The organism is Sulfitobacter sp. 1A10359 (assembly GCF_043558145.1).
GTDB lineage: Bacteria > Pseudomonadota > Alphaproteobacteria > Rhodobacterales > Rhodobacteraceae > Sulfitobacter > Sulfitobacter faviae.
In genome coordinates this window covers 166,762-187,190 of the sequence record NZ_JBIFGB010000003.1, presented here as the reverse complement: position 1 = coordinate 187,190, position 20,429 = coordinate 166,762, and the positions used below count along the sequence as shown (strand labels likewise).

The 20,429-nt window shown below is 64.5% G+C and carries 20 protein-coding genes; 9 read left to right on the top strand and 11 right to left on the bottom strand.

Features of this window, described 5'->3' with window-relative positions:
• Positions 1-40 precede the first annotated feature (40 nt).
• On the top strand, positions 41-616 hold the full coding sequence (locus ACGYK2_RS09330) for a DUF1285 domain-containing protein (protein ID WP_394374289.1): 576 nt from the start codon (positions 41-43) through the stop codon (positions 614-616).
• 18 nt (positions 617-634) lie between these two features.
• Positions 635-1,399, top strand: coding sequence for a hydroxypyruvate isomerase family protein (locus ACGYK2_RS09325; protein WP_271688464.1), 765 nt, complete (start codon positions 635-637; stop codon positions 1,397-1,399).
• On the opposite strand, the gene ACGYK2_RS09320 is transcribed toward ACGYK2_RS09325, so the two are convergent.
• The 4 genes from ACGYK2_RS09320 to ACGYK2_RS09305 all read right to left on the bottom strand — a co-directional run bounded on the left by ACGYK2_RS09320 (position 1,388) and on the right by ACGYK2_RS09305 (position 5,541).
• Entirely contained in the window at positions 1,388-2,005 is a 618-nt protein-coding gene (locus ACGYK2_RS09320; protein WP_271688463.1) for a glutathione S-transferase, read from the bottom strand. The two genes, ACGYK2_RS09325 and ACGYK2_RS09320, sit on opposite strands and share 12 nt — an antisense overlap.
• A gap of 228 nt (positions 2,006-2,233) precedes the next feature.
• Positions 2,234-2,440, bottom strand: a complete 207-nt coding sequence (locus tag ACGYK2_RS09315; RefSeq protein ID WP_271688462.1) for a YdeI/OmpD-associated family protein — start codon at positions 2,438-2,440, stop codon at positions 2,234-2,236.
• Positions 2,440-5,238 carry a DNA polymerase I gene (gene polA, locus ACGYK2_RS09310; protein WP_271688461.1) on the bottom strand — a complete coding sequence of 933 codons (2,799 nt, stop codon included), beginning with the start codon at positions 5,236-5,238 and terminating at the stop codon, positions 2,440-2,442. The genes ACGYK2_RS09315 and polA overlap by 1 nt, the downstream gene beginning before the upstream one ends.
• Positions 5,239-5,361: 123 nt before the next feature.
• On the bottom strand, positions 5,362-5,541 hold the full coding sequence (locus ACGYK2_RS09305) for a zinc-finger domain-containing protein (protein ID WP_067263007.1): 180 nt from the start codon (positions 5,539-5,541) through the stop codon (positions 5,362-5,364).
• Positions 5,542-5,709: 168 nt separating this feature from the next.
• On the opposite strand from ACGYK2_RS09305, the gene gpmI reads away from it, so the two are divergent.
• The 3 genes from gpmI to ACGYK2_RS09290 are packed head-to-tail and all read left to right on the top strand — an operon-like array spanning position 5,710 to position 9,704.
• Positions 5,710-7,227, top strand: a complete 1,518-nt coding sequence (gene gpmI / locus ACGYK2_RS09300; protein ID WP_271688460.1) for a 2,3-bisphosphoglycerate-independent phosphoglycerate mutase — start codon at positions 5,710-5,712, stop codon at positions 7,225-7,227.
• On the top strand, positions 7,224-8,360 hold the full coding sequence (locus ACGYK2_RS09295) for a murein hydrolase activator EnvC (protein ID WP_209216699.1): 1,137 nt from the start codon (positions 7,224-7,226) through the stop codon (positions 8,358-8,360). The genes gpmI and ACGYK2_RS09295 overlap by 4 nt, the downstream gene beginning before the upstream one ends.
• Before the next feature lie 3 nt (positions 8,361-8,363).
• Positions 8,364-9,704, top strand: a complete 1,341-nt coding sequence (locus tag ACGYK2_RS09290; RefSeq protein WP_271688459.1) for a S41 family peptidase — start codon at positions 8,364-8,366, stop codon at positions 9,702-9,704.
• An 82-nt stretch (positions 9,705-9,786) separates the two neighbouring features.
• Here ACGYK2_RS09290 and ACGYK2_RS09285 read toward each other — a convergent pair whose 3' ends face one another.
• The 4 genes from ACGYK2_RS09285 to ilvD form a co-directional block, all read right to left on the bottom strand.
• Positions 9,787-10,161, bottom strand: a complete 375-nt coding sequence (locus ACGYK2_RS09285; RefSeq protein WP_271688458.1) for a hypothetical protein — start codon at positions 10,159-10,161, stop codon at positions 9,787-9,789.
• A gap of 9 nt (positions 10,162-10,170) precedes the next feature.
• Entirely contained in the window at positions 10,171-10,944 is a 774-nt protein-coding gene (locus ACGYK2_RS09280; protein ID WP_271688457.1) for a DUF6478 family protein, read from the bottom strand.
• Positions 10,945-11,062: 118 nt separating this feature from the next.
• On the bottom strand, positions 11,063-11,662 hold the full coding sequence (locus ACGYK2_RS09275; protein WP_271688456.1) for a hypothetical protein: 600 nt from the start codon (positions 11,660-11,662) through the stop codon (positions 11,063-11,065).
• Positions 11,643-13,409, bottom strand: a complete 1,767-nt coding sequence (gene ilvD, locus ACGYK2_RS09270) for a dihydroxy-acid dehydratase (RefSeq protein WP_271688455.1) — start codon at positions 13,407-13,409, stop codon at positions 11,643-11,645. Before ilvD ends, ACGYK2_RS09275 begins: the two co-directional genes overlap by 20 nt.
• A 210-nt stretch (positions 13,410-13,619) precedes the next feature.
• On the opposite strand from ilvD, the gene ACGYK2_RS09265 reads away from it, so the two are divergent.
• The 4 genes from ACGYK2_RS09265 (at position 13,620) to ACGYK2_RS09250 (ending at position 17,085) form a co-directional block, all read left to right on the top strand.
• Positions 13,620-14,519 (top strand): CPBP family intramembrane glutamic endopeptidase, encoded by a 900-nt coding sequence (locus tag ACGYK2_RS09265; protein WP_271688454.1) that lies wholly within the window; start codon positions 13,620-13,622, stop codon positions 14,517-14,519.
• 56 nt (positions 14,520-14,575) lie between these two features.
• Positions 14,576-15,535: an acetyl-CoA carboxylase, carboxyltransferase subunit beta gene (gene accD, locus ACGYK2_RS09260; RefSeq protein ID WP_136720227.1), complete on the top strand. Its 960-nt coding sequence runs from the start codon at positions 14,576-14,578 to the stop codon at positions 15,533-15,535.
• Positions 15,532-16,803, top strand: a complete 1,272-nt coding sequence (locus tag ACGYK2_RS09255; RefSeq protein ID WP_271688453.1) for a folylpolyglutamate synthase/dihydrofolate synthase family protein — start codon at positions 15,532-15,534, stop codon at positions 16,801-16,803. Before accD ends, ACGYK2_RS09255 begins: the two co-directional genes overlap by 4 nt.
• A gap of 96 nt (positions 16,804-16,899) precedes the next feature.
• Complete coding sequence (locus ACGYK2_RS09250) at positions 16,900-17,085, top strand: hypothetical protein (protein WP_271688452.1); 186 nt, start codon at positions 16,900-16,902, stop codon at positions 17,083-17,085.
• Positions 17,086-17,103: 18 nt separating this feature from the next.
• On the opposite strand, the gene zapE is transcribed toward ACGYK2_RS09250, so the two are convergent.
• The 3 genes from zapE to ACGYK2_RS09235 all read right to left on the bottom strand — a co-directional run bounded on the left by zapE (position 17,104) and on the right by ACGYK2_RS09235 (position 20,382).
• A complete protein-coding gene (zapE, locus tag ACGYK2_RS09245; RefSeq protein ID WP_271688451.1) occupies positions 17,104-18,162 on the bottom strand; it encodes a cell division protein ZapE in 1,059 nt (352 codons plus the stop codon).
• A gap of 228 nt (positions 18,163-18,390) precedes the next feature.
• The gene (locus ACGYK2_RS09240; RefSeq protein ID WP_067261147.1) at positions 18,391-19,296 is read right to left on the bottom strand and encodes a LysR family transcriptional regulator; all 906 of its coding nucleotides are present in this window, start codon (positions 19,294-19,296) and stop codon (positions 18,391-18,393) included.
• A 144-nt stretch (positions 19,297-19,440) separates the two neighbouring features.
• Complete coding sequence (locus ACGYK2_RS09235; RefSeq protein ID WP_271688450.1) at positions 19,441-20,382, bottom strand: zinc transporter ZntB; 942 nt, start codon at positions 20,380-20,382, stop codon at positions 19,441-19,443.
• Between the last annotated feature and the right edge of the window lie 47 nt (positions 20,383-20,429).

Here is a 20,429-nt window from a genome sequence, read left to right as displayed (position 1 = left end):
AGGTGTAAGTGTATCGCGACCAAAGGGAATGGCAAAACCAATGAGCGGACAAAATACCGTGACACCCATGGCAGACAGTTTGATCGAAGCCGCCAAGGCCGCAAAAGCGCGCGGAACCCCGCCGCTTGAGAAGTGGAACCCGGAATTTTGCGGCGATCTGGCCATGCAGATCAAACGCGACGGGACGTGGTTCTATCAAGGCACACCCATTGGCCGGATCGAAATGGTCAAATTGTTCGCATCGATTCTCTGGCGCGAGGGGGATGACTATTTCCTCAAGACTCCGGTGGAGAAGGTGGGCATCACCGTCGAAGACGCGCCATTCGTCGCCGTGGATTTCGAGGCCGAGGGCGCGGGCGAGGCGCAGCAGTTGCGGTTTTTGACCAATCTGGGCGATGTGGCCGAGGCAGGGGCGGCCCATCCGATCCGCGTGGTCCGCGATGAAGAGACGGGCGAACCTGCGCCCTATGTGCTGGTGCGCCGCAATCTGGAGGCGCTGATCGACCGCAAGAGCTTTTATCGCTTGGTCGATCTGGGCCAGCACCGCGATGGCTGGTTTGGTGTCTGGTCGGGTGGGCAATTCTTTGGCATCATCCCATCGGAAGACCTGCCGTAAGTCCACCGAAAGACCCGAATGCCGATCACCCCCGCCGCCAACCTATCGCTGCTTTGGCCCGAACTGCCCTATCTGGACCGGTTCGACGCAGCGGCGGAGGCGGGGTTTGGCGCGGTTGAGGTCTTGTTCCCCTATGACATGCCCGCGAAAGAGACGCAGCGCGCCTTGCTGCGCAATGGCTTAACGCTCGCCCTGATCAACGCGCCGCCGCCGAATTACACGGGCGGTCCGCCCGGTTTCGCCGCCCAGCCGGGAGGGGAGGCGCGTTTCGCCCATGATATGCGCCGGGTCTGGCGCTATGTAGAGGCGCTGCGGCCCAGAATGGTGCATGTCATGGCCGGGGAGGCCGAGGGGCCAGCGGCGGCAAAGGCTTTTGTGGCGAGCCTGCGCCATGCCGCAGCAGAGGCGCCGCCGGGGGTCACCCTGATGATCGAACCGCTCTGTCCGCAGGCCAAACCGGGGTATTTCTTGAACGACTACGCGCAGGCGGCGGAGCTGCTGGCGGCGGTAGATGCGCCGAATGTGGCGCTGCAATTCGACAGTTTTCACGCGCAGATGATCCACGGCGATGCCGTGGCGGTTTTCGAGGAATATCGCCCCCTGATCCGCCATGTGCAGCTAGGTGATGCGCCAGAGCGCGGCGCGCCGGGCAGCGGTGATGTCGATTTCGACGGGCTCTTTGCCGCGCTGCGGGCGGGCTATGACGGTTTCGTCAGCGGGGAGTATAGTCCGGGCGGCCCGACGGAGCGGTCCTTGGGCTGGGTGACCGCCTTAGGGGAATGACACCGGCGTATCCCCGGGCTGCCACTGGGGGTATTTATCCATCACGCTTTCAAAGCGGGGCGACGCGAGGAAGCGGTCGAGCCAGCCGCGCAGCGCGGGCCAGTCCTGCGCGTCGAACCAAGCGCGGTCGATAAAGGCGAACTGCCGCACGAAGGGCAGGATCGCGTAATCCGCCAGCGTGGGGCGGTCAAAGATCCAGTCCCCCAGTTGCGCGTCGAGGTCATGGAGGAAGGTTGCCGCCTTGGCGCGTTGCTCTTCGGGGTCCGCCTCGGGGTAGCGGGTAGCGTATTTGGTGCGGTCCAGCGCGTCTTTGAACGGGCCGTCGGCGCGGGCGATCCAGTCGTGGCCTTCGGGCGGCATGTCGCGCCAGCCCTCGGGATCGTTCTGGGTCAGCGCCCATTTCATGATGTCGAGGCTTTCGTCGATCGGGTCGGTTTCGGTGACGAGGCAGGGCACGGTGGCGGTGGGCGAGGCGTCGAGGAAGGCTTGCGGTTTGTCGCGCAGGACGACTTCGCGCAGATGGACAGGTGTTTGCGCGGCCGCGAGGGCGAGACGCGCGCGCATGGCATAGGGGCAGCGGCGGAAGGAGTAGAGGACAGGGGTCATGCTGCATGATTTAGCGCATGGGGGACGCGTGTACAAAGGGCCATCGCCCGAGAATGGGGCCAACCCGGAATCAAGCCGCAGGCGCCGGGCTATCGCCTGCCCGCCCCACCGGGTAGGCGATTTGGTGGGGCCGGGCGTAACCTTGAGGCCGCACATCATGGCTGAGAGATAAAGTGGCAGGAACTGAGCTTGGATCGCCAACCCGCGGGCAGGCGATGGCCCTCCACCCTACTGAAACGGCGTCGGCGGCAGCCCCTTGCCGGCAAAGCGCGCCACGTCATCCACCCGCTTTGACCGCGCCGTCGTGGTCCGCGCCGCGTCGATCCACGCCAGCGCATCGGCGCGCAGCGCGTCGCTGTAGCTGTCCCAACCGGCCTGCGCGCCGGTCTCTTCCAGCGCTTGGGCGAGGTCTGCGGGAAGGGCCGCGTCATCCATCAGTGCGCCTCCGCCCAATTGGCCCCCACACCGGCGTCGACGATCAGCTTCACGTCAAGCTTCACCACCGGGTCATTGGCATTCTCCATCACCTCACGCGCGGCGGCGATCAGTGCGTCTTCGGCACCCTTTTCGACCTCGAACAGCAGTTCATCGTGCACCTGCAACAGCATGGTCGCGGGCAGATCGGCGATCGCCTCGGGCATCCGCACCATGGCGCGGCGGATCACATCGGCAGCGGTGCCTTGGATCGGCGCGTTGATCGCCGCCCGGGCGGCGAAGCCCGCCTGCGGTCCCTTGGCGCCGATGTTGGGCGTGTTGATCTTGCGGCCAAAGAGCGTCTGCACGTAGCCGTGCTCTTTCGCAAAGGCCTTGGTGTCGTCCATGTAGGTCCGGATGCCGGGGAAACGCTCGAAATAGCGGTCGATGAAGCCCTGCGCCTCGGCCCGCGGGATGCGCAGGTTGCGCGCAAGGCCGAAGCCCGAGATGCCGTAGATCACGCCGAAGTTGATCGCCTTGGCGTTGCGGCGGATCTCAGGGGTCATCTGATCCATCGGCACGTCAAACATCTCGGACGCCGTCATGGCGTGGATGTCGTCGCCGCGGTGAAACGCCTCCTTCAGCGCGTCGATCTGGGCGATATGCGCAAGGATGCGCAGCTCGATCTGGCTGTAGTCCAGCGCCACCAGCACCTTGCCCTCGGGGGCGACGAAAGCCTCGCGGATGCGGCGGCCTTCCTCGGAGCGGATCGGGATGTTCTGCAAGTTCGGATCGGTCGAGGCGAGCCGCCCGGTCGCCGCCCCGGCGATGGAATAGCAGGTGTGCACCCGGCCCGTCTCGGCGTTCACATGGTCTTGCAGCGCATCGGTATAGGTCGATTTCAGCTTGGACAGCTGCCGCCAGTCCAGCACCCGGCGGGCGAGGTCATGTTCGGTCGCCAAATCCTCAAGCACATCCGCGCCGGTAGAGTATTTCCCGGTCTTGCCCTTCTTGCCGCCCGGCAGCCCCATTTTGCCAAAGAGGATTTCGCCAAGCTGGGCGGGGGAGCCGACGTTGAAGCTCTCGCCCGAAAACTCGTGAATATCCGCCTCCAGCCCGGCCATTTTCTGGGCAAAGGCGTTGGACATGCGGCTGAGCGTATCGCGGTCGACCTCGATGCCCGACCGCTCCATCTGCGCCAAGACCGGCACCAGCGGGCGCTCCAGCGTTTCGTAGACCTTGGTGACCTCGGCGCGGTGCAACTGTGGTTTGAAAAGCTGCCACAGGCGCAGGGTGACATCGGCATCTTCGGCGGCATAGGGGACGGCATCGGCCAGCGGCACCTTGTCGAAGGTCACGGCGGATTTGCCGCTGCCCAAAAGCGGTTTGATCGGCATCGGTGTGTGACCGAGGTAGCGTTCCGACAGCGTGTCCATCCCATGGCCGTGCAGGCCCGCGTGCATCGCGTAGGACATCAGCATGGTGTCGTCGATGGGCGCGACCGCGATGCCCAGTTGAGCGAAAATCTTGCTGTCGTATTTCATGTTCTGCCCGATCTTGAGGATCGCGGGATCCTCCAGCATCGGGGTCAGCAGTTGCAGCGCCTCTTCGACCGGCATCTGACCGGGGGCTAGCCCCTCTCCGCCGAAGAGGTCGTCGTCGCGGCTGGCTTTGTGGGTCAGCGGGATGTAGCAGGCCTGCCCGGGCTCCACGGCCAGCGAAACGCCGACCAGTTCCGCGGTCATCTCATTGAGGCCGGTGGTTTCGGTGTCCACCGCGACATAGCCCCGCTCGTAAATCCGGTTGAGCCAGACGCGCAGCGCTTCGGCGTCGCCGACCTGTTCGTATTTGCCGTGGTCAAAGGCCACCTCGGCCACCTGCGGCGCATCGGCCACGGCGGGGGCGGGCGCTTCGGGGATGGCCGGGGCCTCGCGGCCCAGCACCTCGGCAACGCGTTTCGACAGGGTGCGGAACTCCATCTCGGACAGGAAACCCAGCAGGCGGTCCGCATCGGGGTCGCGCACTTCGAGATCGTCGATGGTGAAGTCGAGCGGCGTGTTCTCGTCCAGCAGGACAAGATTGCGGCTCAGGCGGATTTGCTCGGCATGGTCGATCAGGGTCTGGCGGCGCTTGGGCTGTTTGATCTCGCCCGCCCGTTCAAGCAGCGCATCCAGATCGCCGTATTCATTGATCAAAAGCGCTGCCGTCTTAATCCCGATGCCGGGCGCGCCGGGCACGTTGTCGACCGAATCGCCCGCCAGCGCTTGCACGTCGACCACGCGTTCGGGATAGACGCCGAACTTCTCGAACACCCCATCGCGGTCGATGGTCTTGTTCTTCATCGCGTCGAGCATTTCCACCCCGTCGCCCACAAGCTGCATCAGATCCTTGTCGGAGCTGATGATGGTGCAACGCCCTCCGGCGGCGCGGGCCTGCACGGCGAGGGTGGCGATGATGTCATCGGCCTCATAGCCCTCAAGCTCTTTGCAGGCGATGTTGAAGGCTTCGGTCGCGGTGCGGGTCAGCGGGATCTGCGGGCGCAGGTCTTCGGGCATCGCATCGCGGTTGGCCTTGTACTGGTCGTACATGTCGTTGCGGAAGGTGTGGCTGCCCTTGTCGAAGATCACGGCGACATGGGTGGGCGCGTTGGGGCCGGTGTTGCCCTCTACATAGCGGTGCAGCATGTTGCAGAAGCCCGCCACGGCGCCAATCGGCAGGCCGTCGGATTTGCGCGTCAGCGGCGGCAGGGCGTGATAGGCGCGAAAGATGAAGGCAGAGCCGTCGATCAGATGCAGGTGGTGGCCTTTGCCGAATGTCATAGGAATGCTCCGCTGGGTTGGCGACCCTTTTGCCACGAAGCATGGCCCACGGCCAGACGCCAATGCGCCGCGCGGGCAGGTTCGTGCCGTCGGTTCAGTTGTTCAGATGGGGGCCGGAAAGGCTCAGACTTTGCCTTCGAAATCCGCATGGACGAATTTGCAGTCGCAATAGCCGCATTCGACCCAGCCGCGATCCTGGGGAATTTGCAGCCAGACGCGCGGGTGGCCAAGCGCGCCTTCGCTGCCGTCGCAGGCCACGCGCCAAGTGTTCACGATGCGGGTTTCGGGCGCTTGCAGGGTCATGGAGTTGGTCCTCGGCTCAGGCGAAAGTTGCCACTCGTTATGACCAAAGCAGCCGCGCGGGGCAAGGGCTCTGCGCGGGAATGGGGGGCTTGTGCACAAAGTGGTTCAAGTGCCAGCCCACAAGGGGTAAAAGGCGCTGAACAGCCACCAAGCCGGAGCAACAGTCTGATGAGCGCCCCCAAACCTGTCGTATTGTGCATCCTTGACGGTTGGGGCCTGAGCGAGGTGCGGGAAGGCAACGCGCCCCTGCTGGCCAAGACGCCAAATTTCGACCGGATCATGCAGGCGGGGCCGAAGGCGCAGTTGATCACCCATGGCCCCGATGTGGGGCTGCCGCGCGGGCAGATGGGCAATTCCGAGGTCGGCCACACCAATATCGGCGCGGGCCGGGTGGTGGCGATGGATCTGGGGCAGATCGATCTGGCCATCGAAGAGGGCAGCTTTGCCGAGAATGAGCGGCTGCGGGGTTTTATCGCTAAGCTGCAAGAGACCGGCGGCACCGCGCATCTGATGGGCGTCGTCTCGGACGGGGGGGTGCATGGGCATCTCAGCCATATGATCGCCGCCGCCCGCGCGCTGGATGCGGCGGGGCTGCCAGTGGTGATCCATGCGGTGACCGATGGGCGCGACGTGGCGCCGTCCTCAGCCCTTGGCTATTTCGAGACGCTGGAGCCGGCGCTGCCCGAGGCCGTGAAGATCGTCACTGTGACGGGGCGCTATTTCGCGATGGACCGCGACAACCGTTGGGACCGGGTCAGCAAGGCTTCGGCGGCGATCCTGCATGGCGAAGGGGAGGGGTACTCCGATCCCCGCGCGGCGGTTGAGGCGGCCTATGGGCGGGGCGAGACGGATGAATTCATCACCGCCAGCGTGATCGAGGGCTACGCGGGGGCGGCTTCTGGCGACGGATTCTTCTGCCTCAACTTCCGCGCCGACCGCGCGCGGGAAATCATGGCGGCTTTGGGCGATCCGGGCTTTGACGCCTATGACACCGGCCCGCGCCCCGAATGGGCGGCGCTGATGGGCATGGCGGAATATTCCAAGGACCACGCCGCCTATATGACCACGATGTATCCCAAGCCGGACATCAAGAACACGCTCGGCGACTGGGTGGCGCAGCACGGGCTGCGCCAGTTCCGGCTGGCCGAGACCGAGAAATATCCCCATGTGACCTTCTTCCTCAATGGCGGGGTTGAGACTCCGGCCACGGGGGAGGACCGCAACATGCCCAAATCGCCCAATGTGGCGACCTATGACATGCAACCCGAGATGTCCTCTGCCGAGGTGACGGATCAATTCGTGCAGGCGATCGAGGCGGGCTATGACCTGATCGTGGTGAACTACGCCAACCCCGATATGGTCGGCCATACCGGCGATCTGGAGGCGGCGATTGCGGCTTGTGAGGCGGTGGATGCGGGGCTGGGCCGGGTGCTGAAGGCGCTGGAGGCCGCAGGCGGCGCGATGATCGTCACCGCGGATCACGGCAATTGCGAGATGATGATCGACCCCGAGACCGGCGGCGCGCATACGGCCCATACGCTCAACCCCGTGCCGGTGGTGGCGGTGGGCGCGCCCGAAGGGGCGGCGCTGCGCGACGGGCGGTTGGCCGATCTGGCGCCCACGGTGCTTGATTTGATGGACCTGCCGCAGCCCGAAGAAATGACCGGGAAAAGCCTGCTTTCATGAAACATCTTGCCGCGGCTGTCCTTTTTGCCTGTCTGCCCCTGATGGCACAGGCGCAGGCCGATGAGGCCGCCGCGGAGGCACGCGCGGCCGCGACCGCCTTGGAGGCCGCATCGGCGCGGTTGGATCAAGCCGATGGCGCGCGCGACCGGGTGAAGGCGCTGACCGAGACGATTCAGGCGTTTGAGGCAGGTCTCGCGGCGATGCGGGCCGGGCTGCGGCAGGCCGCGATCAACGAGGCGCAGCTCAGCCGCAAGCTACAGGCGCGCGAGGGTGAGGTGGCGCAGTTCTTGGGCGTCTTGCAAAGCATCGGCGGTGACCCGTCGCCCGTGGTGCTGCTGCACCCCGACGGACCGATGGGCACCGCCCGCGCAGGCATGTTGCTGGCTGAATTGACGCCCGCGCTGAACGCCCGCGCCGATGCGCTGCGGCAGGACTATGAGGACATCAAGACCCTGCGCGCGCTCCAAACCGATGCGGCGCAGCGCCTGCAAGACGGGCTGACCGAGCTTCAGGCCGCGCGCACCGCGCTCAATCAGGCCATGGCCAACCGCACCGATCTGCCTATGCGCTTTACCGAAGACCCGGTGCGCACCGCGATCCTCATCGCCTCGACCGAGACGTTGGACGGCTTTGCCAGCGGCCTGTCCGAGATCACCACCGGCGCGGTTGAGCCTGCGCCGGTGAACCTCGACGGGCAGGTGGGCGATCTGCCATTGCCCGCGCAGGGGCTGGTGATCCGCAAGGCCGGAGAGACGGATTCGGCGGGCGTGACGCGGCCCGGTATGATCCTTGCCACCCGCCCGCGTGCCATCGTCACCAGCCCATCGGCGGCGACGATCCGTTATGTCGGCCCGCTGCTCGATCTGGGCAATGTGGTGATCCTTGAGCCGCAGGTCGACACGCTTTTCGTGCTGGCGGGGCTGGATGTGGTTTACGGCCAAGCCGGGCAGGTGATTGCCGGTGGCACCCCCATCGGGTTGATGGGCGGGCCGGAAAGCGGCACAACTTCTCAGATGTCACCAAATGGTGAAGCCACTGGCACTGACCGGACGGAAACGCTCTATATAGAAGTCAGGCAAGACAACACACCTCAGGATCCGGCAGACTGGTTCCGCACCGACAAGGATGGATAGCAGATGAAGAAATTCGTGATGGCAGCCGTTGCAGGCACGGTGGCGGGGGTGGTCGCCACCACCCAGATCGCCGGGCCGCTGCTGGCGCAAGAGGCCGAGAAGACGACCAATGTTTACGAACAACTCGATCTCTTTGGCGATATTTTCGAACGCATCCGCGCCCAATATGTCGAAGATGTTGATCCCGGTGACCTGATCGAAGCTGCCATCAACGGTATGCTGACCTCGCTTGATCCGCATTCGTCCTACCTGTCGCCGAAAGACGCCGAGAAAATGCGCGAGCAGACGCGCGGTGAGTTTGGCGGCCTTGGCATCGAGGTCACCCAAGAAGAGGGTTTTGTCAAAGTCGTCTCCCCCATCGACGGCACGCCTGCTGCTGAGGCCGGGATCGAAGCGGGGGATTTCATCACCCATGTCGATGGCGAAAGCCTGCTGGGTCTCGGCCTCGACGATGCGGTCGAGATGATGCGCGGGCCGGTGGGGTCCGAGATCCTGATCACCGTGGTGCGGGAAGGGGAGCCGGAGCCCTTTGACGTCTCCATCGTACGTGACACGATCCAATTGACCGCCGTGCGGGCCCGCACCGTGGGCGATACCGCCGTGCTGCGCCTGACCACCTTTAACGAGCAGACCTATCCGAAGATGAAGGAAGGGCTGGAGCAGCAGATCGAAGAGGCGGGCGGCATTGAGAATCTCAACGGCATCGTCATCGACATGCGCAACAACCCCGGTGGCCTGCTTAATCAGGCAATTGCCGTGTCGGATGCCTTTCTTGAGGAGGGCGAGATCGTCAGCACCCGGGGCCGCGACATCGAAGACGGTGACCGGGTGAACGCCACGCCGGGTGATCTGGCGATGGGCAAGCCGATCGTCGTGCTAATCAACGGCGGTTCGGCCTCGGCTTCCGAGATTGTCGCGGGCGCTTTGCAGGACCACCGCCGCGCCATCGTCATCGGCACCAAGAGCTTTGGCAAAGGCTCGGTCCAGACCGTGATGCCGCTGCGCGGGGACGGGGCCATGCGCCTGACCACGGCGCGTTACTACACGCCCTCGGGCCGGTCGATCCAAGCGCTTGGCGTATCGCCCGATATCGTCGTGGCCCAACCTCCGGTCACGCCAGAGCCCGAGGAAGACGACGACGCATTGTCGGCACGCCCCCTCCGCTCCGAAGCCGATCTGCGGGGCCGGTTGAACAACGACAGCCTGACCGACGATCAGATCAAACAGATCGAAGACGACCGCGAAAAGGCCCGCAAAGCGGCAGAGCTGCGCGAAGAGGATTACCAACTGGCCTATGCCATCGACATCCTCAAAGGTCTGTCGGCTCTGGGTCCGAACGAGTGATCTCTTTCACATAGATGCACAAAGCCCCGCTGGAGGCAGCGGGGCTTTTTGTTGGGCGCGGTCCTGCGGGAGGGCGTTTCGCTCATTCCGTCTCGCGGCAGTGCCGCCGAAAGGCGCGTTTCAGCATGTCGAGTTCGGCGCGCAGCAGGTCCATCTCGGCCCGTATGTCATCGCCGAGCGCTTCATCCGCGATCAGGGTCACATGACCCAAGAGCGCCCCGCTGGCCTTTTCGGTGATGACAAGGGTCTGGACCCCATCGGCAATCGCCTCTGCCGGGACCGGGAAGGAGATATGCCAGCGCCCTTCGGACCCTTCGGCCTCTAACGTGATATCCGTCACCTCCTTGCCCTCATGGGTCACGCTGATCTGCGGCGTGTCTGCACCCTCTTTGGCGGTCAGCACGCCCTGCCAGACGCCTTGGCGCAGCACGGTTTTGGTCAGGTCATATCGGCTCATCACGGGGTCCTAGATCTGGGCGCGGGGGGAGCGGGAAAAAGTGAGGTCGCGCAGCACGACTTGGTTCATCTCCGGCCCTTCAAAGATCAGGTCGATCCATGCCGCCTCGATCCGCTTTTCGTTGAGCTTGCTATAGGCCAGATCGAATTCGACGCTGATGCTTTCCTGACCCACGGGCATTTCGCGGACGATCTGTTCGGTGTTCGGACCGTGGCGGATGTTGAGCCGGGCAAAGATCTCCAGCGGGTGTTCCAATTGCACGATCGTATCCATGCGGATGACATGGCGGCGTTTCAATCCGGTGATGGCCTCGGGCGGCAGATCAACAACCAGCGACAGGAATGACCCGTCGAATTTGAACACGTCGAGTTGTAGGCCAAAGGGGGCCAGGTCGGCTTCGCGCAGGTTGCGCAATTGGCGCAGAGTCAGTTCCGACTGCGCGCAATCGTGGAACAGGGTCACCTCTTCGCCCAGTTTGGATTTCGTCGCGACCGAGGACAGCCCCGGCGTGGCAAGCGGGCCGCGCCACAACTCGGGCCGCCATGCCCAATCGGCGTTATGTGGTTTCGGGAAGCCGCTGGCCCCGATGGCAGGCAGGGCAAGGCGGTCTTCGGCGCGATGGATCAGCCGGTTCAGTTCGGCCCGCAGCAGCCGGGCGCGGCTGCGTTGGCGGCGCAGGGTGGCAAGGTCAGCCGTGGCCGCTTTGCGGGCCGCAACCGCCCAGCGTTGCAGCGCGCGGGCAAAGAGCTTGCCCTCAAGATAACCGCTGCGGAAGTTGACCATGGCCCTGCGCCTCTCGTTTGCTCGCAGTCTATGCAAGGCGGGGATTTCGTTCAAATGAATAGCCCCCGTGATTGTTTCCGGCCCCGGGCAGTGTTGCCGATTTGGAAACAAAGGCCAGTCAGCTGCCGGGGGCGGTGGGCTTTGCGCTTTTGCTGCGGCTTTGCTGGATCAGCTCTGCCACCAGCGCGCGGCCTTCTTCGGAAATGGCGCGGCTTTGCGGCGCGCCGTAGAGGGTGACGCTGGCCACATGGCCGCCGATCCGCGCCATGCCGCGCCAGTGGCGGGGGGACATGCCCTCGGCGGGCACCGGCCCTTGAGCCACAAAGATTGACGCCCCTTCGATGCGACCGGCCTCTTGCAACTGGCTTAGCCCTGCCGCCTCGGCAACCTGTTGCGGGGTGGGCAGGGGCGCGTCGGCCTCGGCTTCGATCAGCGCGAGGGTGAGAATGCCGCGCGGCGCGGCGCTGACCGCATCCGGCAGACCAAGTGCATCGCAGCGCGCCATCAGCGCAAAGCGACGTTTGAGGCTTTTGGGGTCGATGCAATAACCCTGCGGCGGCACCACCTGCACCGCGCCCCCGGCCAGAGCTGTTTGCAGCAGCGGTTTCTCGGGCGTGTCGGGGCTGCCGCCAAAGGAAAAACCCTGACCGCCTTCGCAGGCGGACAGGGTGAGCATCGCAAGCGCCGCAAGCGGGCTTTTAGAGGTCCATGTAATCATGGGTCTCCGCCTTGGCGCCGGGATGTGTTACCGCGCCAAGGTAGGTGGGGCCGACGAGTTTCGCGTATTTCCACAGCGCGCCGCTTTCGTAGTTAGTGGCACGCGGGCCAGCCCATGCCTTGCGGCGCTCGGCCAGTTCCTCGTCCGACAGATCAACGGTGATGCTGCCCTTGATGGCGTCGAGGGTGATCATGTCGCCGTTTTTCAACAGCGCGATCGGGCCGCCATGTGCCGCTTCGGGGCCGACGTGGCCAACGCAGAAACCACGGGTGGCACCCGAAAAACGACCATCGGTGATCAGCGCCACCTTCTTGCCCATGCCCTGACCGGAAAGCGCGGCTGTAGTCGCCAGCATCTCGCGCATGCCGGGGCCGCCTGCGGGGCCTTCGTTGCGGATGACGAAAACATCGCCTTCGGAATAGGCGCGGTTTTGCACCGCCTCGAATGCGTCCTGTTCGCATTCGAACACCAGCGCCGGTCCGGTGAAGACGATGTCTTCCTCGGCCATGCCCGCGATCTTCACGATGGCGCCTTCGGGGGCGAGGTTGCCTTTCAGGCCCACGACGCCGCCGGTCTTGCTGATCGGGGTCGCGACCGAGTGGATCACCTTGCCGTCGGCCTCGCGGTCGATGCGGTCCAGTTCTTCGCCGATAGAACGGCCCGTGGCGGTCAGACAGTCGGTGTGCAAAAGCCCCGCCTTGCGCAGCTCCTTCATCACCACAGGAACGCCGCCCGCGTCATAGAGGTCTTTGGCCACATAGGCGCCGCCCGGTTTCATGTCGACGAAGTACGGCGTGTCGCGGAAGATTTCGCAAACGTCTTCGAGGAAGAAGTCGATCCCGGCCTCATGGGCCATCGCAGGAAGGTGCAGGCCCGCGTTGGTGGAGCCACCGGTGCAGGCGACGATACGCGCCGCGTTCTCGAAGGCTTCGCGGGTGCAGATGTCGCGGGCGCGGATGTTCTTCTCGATCAGGTTCATCACCGCGGCACCCGAGGCTTCGGCATAGGCGTCGCGGCTTTCGTAGGGCGCGGGCATGCCCGAGGAGTTCGGCAGCGCGAGGCCGATGGCTTCGGACACGCAGGCCATGGTGTTGGCGGTGAACTGGCCACCGCAGGCCCCGGCAGAGGGGCAGGCGACGCGCTCCAGCACGTCGAGCGCGGCCTGCGACATGGAGCCGTTCTGGAAGCGGCCCACGGCCTCGAACATGTCCTGCACCGTGAGATCGCGGGTGGCGAAATCTTCCGGCACATCGGCGCCCGCAGGCGCCTTGCCCGGCAGGATCGACCCGCCGTAGAGGAAGACCGATGGCACGTTCAGCCGCAGCATCGCCATCATCATCCCCGGCAGCGACTTGTCGCAGCCCGCCAGCCCGACAATGGCGTCATAGCAATGGCCGCGCATGGTCAGCTCAACCGTGTCGGCAATCGCCTCACGCGAGGCCAGCGAAGAGCGCATGCCCTCGTGTCCCATGGCGATGCCATCGGTGACGGTGATGGTGGTGAACTCGCGCGGGGTGCCCTGTTCGGAGTGCACGCCAACCTTCACCGCCTGCGCCTGACGGTTCAGCGCGATGTTACAGGGGGCGGCTTCGTTCCAGCAGGTGGCGACGCCCACCAGCGGCTGGTGAATCTCTTCTTCGGTCATGCCCATGGCATAGTAGTAGGACCGGTGCGGCGCGCGGGCCGGGCCTTCGGTCACATGGCGGCTGGGCAGCCGGGATTTGTCGAAGCGGGGCGTGGTGGACATCGGTGGGCTCCTTGAAACGTCGTGAATGGAATAGTCGGGCGGCGGCTATGCTGCAAGGCTTTGGCGCGTATGAGGCGGGGGAACTGTTGTATTGCAGCGTGTTAGGGCATAGGTTCTGACCTTCTGGCGCGGTCGGTTCGGCCCGCCCGCAAGCGTGAAGGCCCGGTATATGCTCTGCAAGCACCACCTCCGATTTGAACGGCGCCGCTGATGAACTGGCGGCCCGATTACAGCGCCCACGCGGCCTTTGTCGCGCCCGCACGCAGCACCTCGGCACTGTGGCGGTTTTTCTTGGGGCTGTTCGTGGCCGTGGTGGCCTATGTCGCGCTGAACGAGCTTTACTTTCAAACGGTCTATGGGCTGGCGGGATCGGCGGCCCCCTCGCTGCATGGCGATCTTCTGAAAGGGGCCACGCCGCAGGCGATGTATCTGCTGCTGTTCAGCTTTGGCACCATGGCGATGGCCGTCGCCGTGACCGTGCGGATCGTGCACCGGCGCAGCGCGGGGAGCCTTTTTGGCCTGCCGGGGCGGCTCTGGCCCAGTTTTCGCGCGGTTTCCGGGGCGATGTTGCTGCTGGGCGTTGCGCTTGCGGTATTGCCGCCGTGGAGCATGGGCGGTGAGTTGACGCCGAACCTGCCCCTAAGCCGCTGGTTGCTGCTTTTGCCGCTGTCGCTGCTGGCCGTGCTGGTGCAGGTCAGCGCCGAAGAGATCGTCTTTCGCGGCTATGTGCAGCAGCAACTCGCGGCGCGGTTCAACGCGCCGCTGATCTGGATGGTGCTGCCGTCGGCGCTGTTCGCAGCGGGCCATTACCTGCCTGCCGAGGCGGGGGAGAACGCGCTAATGGTGGCGCTTTGGGCTGGGTTTTTCGGCATCCTGATGGCGGACCTCACCGCGCGCTCCGGCTCGCTTGGGCCGGCCATCGCGGTGCATCTGTGGAACAACGTCTCGGCCATTCTCATTGTCTCTCTGCCGGATGATCTTTCGGGGCTGGCGCTTTATCTCACGCCCTTTTCGATGGATGACGCGGCGGCGTTGCGCTCATGGTTGCCGGTGGACTTCGCCTTGATGCTGGTCTCATGGCTGGCGGCGCGGCTGGCGATACGCCGCTGATTGCAATTTCCCCATGCGGGGATTATCTGGGACGGAACCACAGCAGAGGCCTGCCAATGAACTGGATCACGAACTACGTCCGCCCGCGAATCAACTCGATCTTCTCGCGCCGCGAGACGCCGGACAATCTGTGGACCAAGTGCAACGAATGCGGCACCATGCTGTTTCACCGTGAGTTGGCAGACAATCTGAACGTCTGCACCAACTGCGGCCATCACATGCACATCAGCCCCCGCGCGCGCTTCAAAGCGCTGTTCGACGGTGGTATCTTTACCGAGGTGAAGGTCCCGGCGCCCACGCCCGACCCGCTGCATTTCAAAGACCAGAAGCGCTATCCCGACCGGATGAAGGCCGCGCAAAAGCAGACCGGTGAGCATGAGGCGATGCTGGTCGTGACCGGCGATATTGGTCGCACGCCGATCGTCGCCTGCGCGCAGGACTTTTCCTTCATGGGTGGGTCGATGGGCATGTATGTCGGCAATGCAATCATTGCCGCCGCCGAGGAAGCCGTGAAGCTGAAGCGCCCGCTGGTGCTGTTCTCCGCCGCCGGTGGCGCGCGGATGCAGGAGGGTATCCTCAGCCTGATGCAGATGCCGCGCACCACCGTCGCCGTGCAGATGCTGAAAGAGGCGGGGCTTCCTTACATCGTCGTGCTGACCCATCCCACCACCGGGGGCGTCACCGCGTCCTACGCAATGCTGGGCGACGTGCAGATCGCCGAGCCGAACGCGCTGATCTGTTTTGCCGGGCCGCGCGTGATCGAACAGACCATCCGTGAGAAACTGCCCGAAGGGTTCCAGCGGGCGGAATATCTGCTCGACCACGGGATGCTCGACCGGGTGACCAAACGGACCGAGATGCGCGATGAGTTGATCACCATCACCCGCATGTTGATGGGCCTGCCCCCTGCCGTGCGCGGCGACTTGCCCGCCCCCGAAGAGCTTGAGGTGGCCGAGGCCGCCGCCGCCGTTCAGGCCGCAGCGGATTTGCCCGCCGACACGCCAGAGAAGAAATGAGCACGCCTTCATCCGACGTCATCCTTGAACGGATGATGGCGCTGCACCCCAAGATCATCGACCTGACGCTCGACCGGATGTGGCGGCTGCTCGATGCTTTGGGCAATCCGCAGAACGACCTGCCGCCGGTGATCCATATTGCGGGCACCAATGGCAAAGGCTCGACCCAAGCGATGATCCGCGCAGGCCTGGAGGCGGCGGGAAAGACGGTACACGCCTATACCTCGCCGCATTTGGCGCGGTTTCACGAGCGTATCCGGGTCGCGGGGGCGTTGATCTCAGAGCCCGACCTCGCCGCCGTGCTGGACGAATGCCATGCTGCCAATGGCGGCGAAGAGATCACCTATTTCGAGATCACGACCTGTGCCGCGATCCTCGCTTTTTCGCGGGTGCCTGCCGATTATACCCTGCTCGAAGTCGGCCTTGGCGGGCGGCTCGACGCGACGAATGTGGTCGATCCCGCCTTGACCGTGATCACCCCGGTGTCGGTCGATCATCAGCAGTATCTTGGCGAAACACTGGCCGAGATCGCCGGCGAAAAGGCGGGTATCATCAAGCGGCTTGTCCCTTGCGTGGTCGGCAAGCAGGAAGAGCCCGCGCTTGAGGTGATCGAAGACCGCGCCGCGAAACTCGGGGTACCGCTCTTGGCCTATGGTCAGCAGTGGCATGTCGCGCCCGAAGCCGGGCGCGTGGTCTATCAGGATGAGCGCGGCCTGCTTGATCTGCCGCGTCCCAATCTGCCCGGCGACCACCAGATCATGAACGCCGGGGCCGCGCTGGCCGCGCTGCGCCAGCTTGGCATTGACGCAGAGGCTTGCGAGGCTGCGGTGACGCAGGCGCAGTGGCCCGCACGGATGCAGCGGCTGTCAGACGGGCCGCTTGCCCGTATGGCGCCGGAGGGCGAGTTGTGGCTCGACGGCGGCCATAACCCGGCGGCGGGGGCGGCATTGGCGGCCACGCTGGCCACCCTGCCGAAACGCCCGACGCACCTGATTTGCGGCATGTTGAACACCAAGGACATCGCCGGATACCTGCGCCCGTTGGCGGCAGAGGCGGCTAGCCTCACCGCCGTGTCGATCCCCGGCGAGGCGGCGACCCTGCCTGCCGAGGCGACAGCAAAGGTGGCGCGCGATGTGGGGTTCGAGACCGCAGAGGCCGAGACCGTCACCGCGGCGCTCAAGGCGATCATCGCCCGCGAACCCCATGCGCGTGTGCTGATCTGCGGCTCGCTCTACCTTGCCGGTAGCGTGTTGCGTGAAAACGTCTAATTAACCATATTTGGGTGTGCCGCTGCTGCGAGGTGCAGATGTGGTATATCTTGGTCCATGGAACTCTCCCCTTTCGAATTTGACCGAGGTCTCCCCATGCGCAATTTCAGCCGGTCCGCGCGTCACGATCAGGACGATGCACGGAAGTTTCAATTTATCTTCATGGCCGTAGGTCTCGCAATTATCGCGGGCGGCCTGTGGTGGCTTTATGAGGTCGAACGGCCTTACCACCCTTTCCTGCAGGGCAATGACCTGCATATGCAGCCGGTCAGTGATTCCTGATCGGTTGGCCGGGGGCGGTCAGCGCCCCCAGTCTTCCCCCTGCATCTCCCGCAGGCGGGAGGCTGTACGCTCGAATTCAAAGGTGCCTTCACCTTCGAGGTAGAGCATTTCCGGCGCGGCGGCGGCGGAACAGATCAGCCGCACCTTCGCCTCGTAAAGCGCGTCGATCAGGGTGACGAAACGCTTGGCCTCGTTAAAGTTTGACCGGCCAAGGGTGGGGATGTTGTCCAGCAGCAGTACCCGCACAGCCTGCGCCAGCGCGAGGTAATCCGCCGCGCCCAGAGGTTGGCCGCAGAGGGCGTGAAAACCGGCGCGGGCCATGGCGTTGTGATATTGCGGAATGGTCACTTCGCGGCCCTTGACGTGTAGGGTCAGCGGTTCGCCCTCGGTCCCTGCAAGATCGTCCCAGACCGCGTCCATCGCGGCCCGGCTTTCGGCATTGACGGGGGTGAAATAGACCTGCGACCCTGCCAGCCGGTCTTGGCGGTAATCGGTCGGGCTGGCCAATTCATGGACCACCATCCGCTCTTTGATGAGGTCGATGAAGGGCACGAAAACCTCGCGGTTGATGCCGTTTTTGTAGAGGTCATCGGGCAGGCGGTTCGAGGTGGTGACCACTACGACGCCCGCGGCAAAGAGCGCTTCGAACAGGCGGCCTACGATCATCGCGTCGGTGATGTCGGTGATCTGCATCTCGTCGAAGGCCAGCAGGCGGACGCTTTCCGCGACGTCGCGGGCCACGGGCGCAATGGCGTCATCCACGCCGGTCTTGCGGACCTCATGCATGGCGTTGTGGATTTCCTGCATGAAGGCGTGGAAATGCACGCGGCGCGCAGGCACGTCGGGCAGATGCGCCACGAACATGTCCATCAGCATGGATTTACCGCGCCCGACACCGCCCCAAAGGTACAGGCCCTTGGGGGGCTCTGGGGCTTTGCGGAAAAAGCTTTTCTTCGGCGGGTTGGCCAGCGCATCGCGGATGCGGTCGAACTCGGCCATGACGGTTTCTTGGGCCGGGTCGGCCTGTAGTTTGCCCTCGGCGACAAGCCGGGCGTAGGTTTCGCGCATGTTGCTCATGGCGGGAGAGATAGCGTGCTGGTGGGGGAGAGGAAAGGTGGTCTTGTGAAAGGGCCAGCGCCTGCCCGCGGGTCGGCGATCAGGCGGTATGGCGTTGCCACTTTATGGCTCAACCATTGTGTGCGTTCGCAAGGTCGTACCCAGCCTCGCCCAATCGCCTACCCGGGGGGCGGGCAGGCGATGGCCCGGCGACCGCCACTCGTTCCGGCTGGGTGGCTCTCGCGACCCTTACCAGTCCGCCGGCCCCTTCTCGGCGAACTCATGCACCAGAAAGTCGATAAACGCCCGCACCTTGGGCTGGGTGAAGCGGCCCGGCGGATAGACGGCATAGATGCCCTGCGTCTCCAGCGGCAGATCGGGGATCGCGTCCTCGACCAGACCTTTCTCCATCGCCTCGGCGTAGAGGAAGCTCGGCAGATAGGCGATGCCTAGCCCCGAGATCGCGGCGTTCAAAAGGCTCTGCCCGTCGTTGACCGACAGCCAACCGGCGGTGCGCACCTGCCGTTTCTCGCCCGAAGGGGCGGTCAGTTTCCACACGTTGCCCGAAGACTGGTTCGAATAATGCAGCAGCTTGTGATTGTTCAGATCGTCGATCTTTTCCGGCCGCCCGTATTGCTCGAAATACTTCGGGCTGGCGATCATGCGTTTGGTGGTCTCGGTCAATTTGCGCGCGCGCAGGGTGCTGTCTTCCAACTCCCCGATCCGCACGGCCATGTCGAAGCCTTCCGAGATCAGCTCGACGTAGCGGTTGTTCAGCACCATGTTCACGGTGATATCGGGAAAGTCTTGCAAGAACTCCGACAGCGCGGGGGAGAGGTGGTTCACCCCAAAGTCCGTCGCCACCGAAATGCGCAGAAGCCCCGAGGGCGCGGATTGCATCGAGGTGACCAAGGCATCGGCCTCGCCTGCGTCGTTCAGCACGCGACGGGCGCGGTCGTAGTAAGCAAGGCCAATCTCGGTGGGCGAGACGCGGCGGGTGGTGCGGTTCAGCAATCGTGCGCCCAAGCGCGCCTCAAGCGAGGAGACATGCTTTGAAACGGCGGATTTCGAGATCCCCATCTTCTTGGCAGCATCTGTAAAGCCGCCTTGATCCACCACAGTGGCAAACGCTTCCATTTCCGTAAGGCGGTCCATTGCCTGTCCCTTCGCATTGATCTTGTTGCGGTCAGGTATGGGCGTCAATTCGGGCAGGATCGGGGCGGAGGCAAGACAGTCCCGTGGTCTTTGCGGGGATCGTTCATGGCATGGAAACGGCAGAACAATCCGTTTCCCCGCCCGTCACAGCCAGCGCAGCCATTTCAACACGGCCAGCATGATGGCAGCGAGGCCGACCATGGCAAGGCAAAGGATCGCGAAGGCATGCGGATCGTCCACGCCCGGCATCCCGCCCACGTTCACGCCGAAAAGTCCCGTCAGGAACCCCAGCGGCAAAAAGACCGCGGCGGCGATGGAGAGCATGTAGCTGTGCCGCGCCTGTCGCTGCGCGACCTGGTTGTCGTGTTCGTCCTGCACCGTGACGATGCGTTCCTGCAGCGCGTCCAATTCCTCGACCACGATGGCGGTGCGGTTGGCCAGTTCGCGCAGCTTCATCGCGTCCACGCCCGGCACCAGCGGCAGGTTCAGCGTGGCTAGCCGCTCCAGCGCATGGCGCTGCGGGGCGAGGTAGCGTTCCAGCCGGATTGCGCTGCGGCGGGTCACCGGCAGTTCCTTCGGCGGCGGGGTGCTGTGGTCCTCTAGATCGGTCTCGTAGAAGGCCGTCCGATCCGCCAGCCGCGCCACTTCGACCTGCACCCGGGCGGTCAGCCGAGACACCAGCGCCTCGACAAAGGCCGAAGGCCGGGGCGGCGCGTTGTTCTCGGCGGCCAGCGCGCGCAGCTCATCTATGGCAAAGACCCGGCGCATCCGCACGGTGATCACCACCGCATCCGTCACCCACATCCGGACCGAAACCATCTGGTCGGCCTGTTGCCCTTCGTTGAGGTTGATGCCCCGCAGGTTGAGGATCAGCCCGTCGTCATATTCGTCACAGCGCGGGCGGGTTTCGGGCTGTAGCAACGCACCCGCCGGGATCTCGGGCAGGTGTTCGGCCAGCCACGGTGCCAGCGCCGGATCAGCCATGTCGTAGTGCCACCAGCGGTAGCGCCCCGGCCCGGTGAGATTGTCGTCGGAGGGCACCTTGGCTGTGCCGTCCTCAAAGATGTCGAAGACGCAAAGGGGCATGGGGACCTTGGATCGTTTTAGCAATCCTGCGGCGATCTAGGGCGCGG